Raw genomic sequence first — 5,392 nt, forward strand, 5'->3', positions numbered from 1 at the left:
GCAACACGCCGCGGCTGATCGAGGCGCTGGACCGCGGCGTCGCGCTGGCCCTGGCCCGCGGCGACTACGACAGCGCATCGACCGGCGCCGGCGAGCTGCTCAAGCACGCGCGCGAAGCCGGCCTCGTGCGTGCGCAGGCCGCGGCCGAGGGTTACCTCGGCATCGTCGCGCGGCGCCGCGGGGAGCTGGAGGAAGCCCGCGCGCACCAGGAAACCGCGCTGGCCCTGCGCCGCAGCCAGAACGACCGTTCCGGCGAAGCCCAGGTGCTCATGAACCTCGGCACCGTGCATCGCGACCTCGGCGATTTCGCGCGCGCGCTGGAACTGCAGATCGACGCGCTGGAGCTGCGCCGCTCGCTCGGCGACAGCGAGAAGCTCGACCTGTCGTACCGCAACATCGCGCTGCTCTACCGCGAGATCGAGGACACCGAGCAGGCGCGGCGCAATTTCGAAGCCGCCCTCGATGCCTCGCGCCGGCATTTCGACCCGCAGTCCATGGCCGGCGCGCTCGGCAGCTATGCGAGCTTCAGCAACGATCTCGGCGACGCGGCCAAGGCGCTGACGATGGCGCGCCAGGCGCGCGCGATCGACGCGAGCATCGGCAACCGGCCCTACGTAGGCCTCGAGGATCTGGAAATCGGCCGCGCGCTGATCCGCCTCGACCGCGACGACCAGGCGACCGTCGCGCTGGAGGAAGCGCTGGCCATCGGCCGCGAGCTCAAGCACCGCGAGATCACCGGCGGCGCGCTGCTGCACCTGGGCACGATCGCGCTGCGCGCCGGCGACGAGGCGCTCGCGACGAAGCGCCTCGACGAGGCGATCAGCCTGCTGGCCGAGGCCGGCCTCAAGCCCGCGCTCAGCGAAGCGTTCGGCGCGCGCGAGAAGATCGCGGTCGCGAGCGGCCAGCTCGCCGCGGCGATCGAATTCGCGCACCGCCGCGCGGCGCTGCGCGAGGAAATGCTCGGCACACGCTCGGGCCGCCAGCTCGCCGCGCTGAAGTCGCGCTACGAGCGCGCCGACGCCGACCAGCGCATCCGCCTGCTCAGCCTCAACAACGAAGTGCAGAGCCTGCGCCTGACGCAGCAGGCGCTGCTGCGCAACGTCGGCATCGGCGTCGCCGCGGCGCTGGGCGTGCTGCTCGTGCTGCTCGCGCGGCGCTACCGCACGACGCAGCGGCTGAACCGCGCGCTGCAGCAGAAGAACGCCGAGATCAGCGCGCACGAGGCGCGCCTGGAAGCGGCCAACGCGCAGCTCAGCACTCAGGCCGCCGAGCTCTACCAGGCCGCGATCACCGATCCGCTGACCGGCGCCTACAACCGCGGCCATCTGCTGCGCCAGCTCGACGAGCATCTGCGCCAGGCGCTCGACGCCGGCCGCGACCTGTCGGTGCTGCTGATCGACTTCGACCACTTCAAGACCATCAACGACGAGCACGGCCATCTGTTCGGCGACCGCGTCCTCGCCAACGGCATCCAGATCGTGCGCCAGTGGCTCGAGCCCGGCGACCTCGTCGGCCGCTACGGCGGCGAGGAATTCATCGTGGTCATGCCGGGCCGCAGCGCCGGCGACGCGGCGACGTTGGCCGAACGCCTGCGCGCGAAAGTCGCCCAGGGCCTCGCGAGCATCGGCGAATCGCGCCGCTCGCCGACGATCAGCATCGGCCTGGCCGGCCTGCGCGACTGCGACGCGGCCAGCCTCGAGGAACTGCTCGGCGCCGCCGACGTGGCGGTCTATCGCGCCAAGGCCGAAGGCCGCAACCGCGTCGTGCCGTACGCGGCCTGAGCGGTCGCGGCGCGCACGGTCCGGTTCGCCGCGCGCGGCGAGGTTCCCGAACGCCGCGCGGCTGGCTACTCTGCACTGTCGCACCGCCATGGAGGACTCGCCGCATGGGACAGTTCATCACGATTCCGACGCCGGGCATGCACTGCATCGGCGCCTACCGCGCCGACCCGGCGCAGACGCCGCGCGGCGGCATCGTCGTCGTGCAGGAAATCTTCGGCGTCAACGCGCACATCCGCCGCGTCGTCGACGACTACGCGCAAGCCGGCTACGTCGCGATCGCACCGGCCCTGTTCGACTACGTCGAGAGCGGCGTGGAGCTCGACTACGACGAGGCCGGCGTCGCGCGCGGACGCAGCCTCGTCGCCGAGGTCGGCTTCGACCGTGCGGTCGAGAGCGTCGCGAGCGCCGCGCAGGCGATCGCCTCGGCCGGTCGCAAGGGCGTGGTCGGCTACTGCTGGGGCGGCACGGTCGCATTCCTGAGCGCGACGCGGCTCGGCCTGCCGGCCGTGGTCTACTACGGCGGACGCAGCGTGCCGTTCCTCGACGAGCGCGCGCAGGCGCCGCTGCTGTTCCACTTCGGCGAACGCGACCCGATCATCACTCCCGAACACGTCGCGCTGCACCGGCAGAAGCAGCCGCAGGCCGAGTTCCACGTCTACGCCGCGGGCCACGGCTTCAACTGCGAGATGCGCGCCGACTACGAGCCGACCGCGGCCGCGCTCGCGCGCGAGCGCACCCTGGCGTTCTTCGCGCGCGAACTGGGAGGCGAGGCATGAGCGCCGACGCGCCGTTCGCGCTCGATCCGCGCCTGGCCGACGACTGCTTCGTCGTCGGCGAGCTCGGCTTGTCGCGCGTGCTGCTGATGGACGACCTGCGCTTCCCGTGGCTGATCCTCGTGCCGCGCATCGCCGGCCTGCGCGAGCTCGTCGAACTGTCGCGCGAGCAGCAGCACGAGATGCTCGACGAGATCAACCGCCTCGCCCACGTGCTGCATGCGATCACGCGCCCCGACAAGATGAACATCGCGACCTTGGGGAATGTCGTCGCGCAGCTGCACGTGCACGTGATCGCGCGCCACGTCGGCGACGCGGCCTGGCCCAGGCCGGTCTGGGGCGTCGGCGAGCGCCTGCGCTACGCCGCCGACGAACGCGAACGCGTGCTCGGCCTGCTGCGCGCCGGCCTGGCCGTGTCGCCGGACGCATGAACGGACCGCGCGCGCTGGAGCCGCTCGGCGACGGCGCCGTGCTGCTGCATTTCGGCGACCGCATCGACGCAGCGGTCAACGCCGAGGTGCATGCGGCCGCGCGGCATCTCGCGGCGCTCGACCTGCCCGGCATCGTCGAACTCGTGCCGGCCTATGCGAGCCTCGCAGTCGTCATCGATCCGTCCCAGTGGCAGGCCGACGGCACGACGCCGGCGCAACACTGCATCGCGGCACTGACGCGCGCCTTCGCCGCGCCGTTCGCGGCGACGGCGACGGAATCCGCCGCGATCATCGACATCCCGGTCTGCTATGGCGGCGAGCACGGCCCCGATCTCGCCGAGGCCGCGGCCCGCAGCGGCCTGACCGAAACCGCCTTCACCGTGCGCCATGCGGCCTGCGGCTACCGCGTCGCGATGCTCGGCTTCGCCGCGGGTTTTCCATACCTGCTCGGCCTCGACGCCGCGCTGCAGCAGCCGCGCCGCGCGAACCCGCGCACGCGCGTGCCGGCCGGCTCGGTCGCGATCGGCGGCCTGCAGACCGGCATCTATCCGCGCGAGCTGCCCGGCGGCTGGAACCTGATCGGGCGCACGCCGCTGGCCCTGTTCGATGCGCAGGCGACGCCGCCGAACCGCCTGGCCGCGGGCCAGCGCGTGCGTTTCCGCGCGATCGCCGCGGACGAATTCGCTGCGCTGCAGGCACGCGCGCGCTGACGGTTGCCGCTGCCGCGCGCGTCTGCAATCCTGCCGCGCCCTCCCGCTGCGCCGAGTCCATGAGCTATACCCTGCACTTCTGGTCGTTTCCGGTGCCGCAGACCGAAGCCGAAGCCGCGCAGATCCATCGGCGCCTGAGCGCCGAGCAGCGCGCGAAGCCGAACTCCGCATTCCGCCGCCTCGCCGCGCGGCTGACCGAACGCCATCCGTGCATCACGGCCCTGGCCGACGGCGACGCGCGCGCGGTCTGGTCCGGCGGACCACTGGACGGCGCCTGCGACAGCGGCGTCTACGGCATCGGCCTGCGCAGCGAACACATGGCCGAGGTCGCGCCGTTCGTGGTCGAGACCGCGACGTCAATGGGCCTCGTCGCCTACGACTATCTCAACGGCGTGGTCTGGCTGCCCGGCGGACTGCGCCTGCAGACCGACGGACGTCATGTCGGCGACCACCTCGGCCTGCCGCTGGCAGGTCCGCTGAGTCCTGCGCTCGTGCAGCGCACGGTCTGCGACGCGCTCGAACCGCTGTTCGCGCTGTACGGCATTGCCGCAACTCCCGCGGCCGGCGGCTATCGCCGCGAACACGAGCGCGGCAGCCAGCTGATCCGCTACGTCGCGCGCGATGCCGGCGAAGGCGCCGTCGCGTTCGATCTGGAAGTCGTGCTCGTCGACCGCGCGCTCGGCGCGCTGTACGACCACGTCCTCGCCGCGGCGGGACTATCCGCCCACGAGCGCTTCGTCGCGACCGCGATCGCGAGCTTCGCGACCCTGGTGCGTTTCCAGCGCATGCAGTGCGCGGCCGCGAGGCTGCGCCGGAGCGGCGCGTGCTTCGAGGTCGCATCGATCGAGGAGCTGCGCCGCGCCGCGATCGACCTGCGCCAGTTCGTCGTCGTCGTGCTGCAGGTGCTGCTCGACCGCTGGGAAAATCCGAATGCGATTTCGCAAGCGGTCAACGGCCGCGACGCCGAGCACTGGCGTCCGATCGGCAGCTACTGGCACGACACCGCCGACGGCCTGGCCCGCATCAGCCTGGCCGCGAACCCGCTCTCGACCGAACAGTGCGGCGGTCCGGTCGCCGCGCTGCTGCTGGCCGGCGTCACCGACACGCCGGACCTGCCGGAGGTCGTCGAACGCACGCAGCACCGGATCGCGGCGCTGGAACCGCCGCGGCAGGCCGCGGAACGCGCCAAGCTCGACGCCGTGCTCGACAGCCTGCGCAACAACGGCCTGCTGGGCTGAGCGATGATCGAGATCCTGCGCCCGGGCTTGCTCAGCAGCGTGCAGGACCTCGGCCGCCGCGGCCATGCGGCGATCGGCGTCGGCGGCGCCGGCGCGATGGACCGCAATGCGCTGACCCTGGCGAACTGGCTCGTCGGCAACGACGCCGGCGCGGCCGCACTCGAATGCACCTTGAGCGGGCCGCGCCTGCGCTTTGCGGCCGATGCCTGCATCGCCTGGTGCGGCGCCGACGGCGATCTGATGGTGAACGGACAGCCGCTGCCGACCTGGCGGCCGGTGCCGGTCGCCACGGGCAGCGTGCTCGATGCGGCCGTACTGCGCCGCGGCGCACGCGGCTATCTCGCCGTCGCCGGCGGCATCGCCGTCGAACCCGTGCTCGGCAGCCGCAGCGTCGACGTCAACGCCGGCCTCGGCCCCTGCGCCGGCCGCGCGCTGCAGGCCGGCGACCGGCTGCCGCTC

Annotated in this window: 6 protein-coding genes; all 6 read left to right on the forward strand. The window is 72.7% G+C overall.

The genetic code is table 11. The features are described from left to right. The coding region (locus NON22_RS19810) for a tetratricopeptide repeat-containing diguanylate cyclase (RefSeq protein WP_257388702.1) at nucleotides 1-1,781 on the forward strand (1,781 nt) is incomplete at its 5' end. Nucleotides 1,782-1,885: 104 nt separating this feature from the next. Then, nucleotides 1,886-2,557, forward strand: coding sequence for a dienelactone hydrolase family protein (locus tag NON22_RS19815; RefSeq protein ID WP_257388703.1), 672 nt, complete (start codon nucleotides 1,886-1,888; stop codon nucleotides 2,555-2,557). Beyond that, entirely contained in the window at nucleotides 2,554-2,985 is a 432-nt protein-coding gene (locus tag NON22_RS19820; RefSeq protein ID WP_257388704.1) for an HIT domain-containing protein, read from the forward strand. The genes NON22_RS19815 and NON22_RS19820 overlap by 4 nt, the downstream gene beginning before the upstream one ends. Next, complete coding sequence (pxpB, locus tag NON22_RS19825) at nucleotides 2,982-3,695, forward strand: 5-oxoprolinase subunit PxpB (protein ID WP_257388705.1); 714 nt, start codon at nucleotides 2,982-2,984, stop codon at nucleotides 3,693-3,695. Before NON22_RS19820 ends, pxpB begins: the two co-directional genes overlap by 4 nt. A gap of 59 nt (nucleotides 3,696-3,754) precedes the next feature. Then, on the forward strand, nucleotides 3,755-4,933 hold the full coding sequence (locus NON22_RS19830; protein WP_257388706.1) for a hypothetical protein: 1,179 nt from the start codon (nucleotides 3,755-3,757) through the stop codon (nucleotides 4,931-4,933). A 3-nt stretch (nucleotides 4,934-4,936) separates the two neighbouring features. Beyond that, the coding region (locus NON22_RS19835; RefSeq protein ID WP_425508008.1) for a 5-oxoprolinase subunit C family protein at nucleotides 4,937-5,392 on the forward strand (456 nt) is incomplete at its 3' end.

This window comes from Tahibacter caeni (assembly GCF_024609805.1).
Taxonomy (GTDB): domain Bacteria; phylum Pseudomonadota; class Gammaproteobacteria; order Xanthomonadales; family Rhodanobacteraceae; genus Tahibacter; species Tahibacter caeni.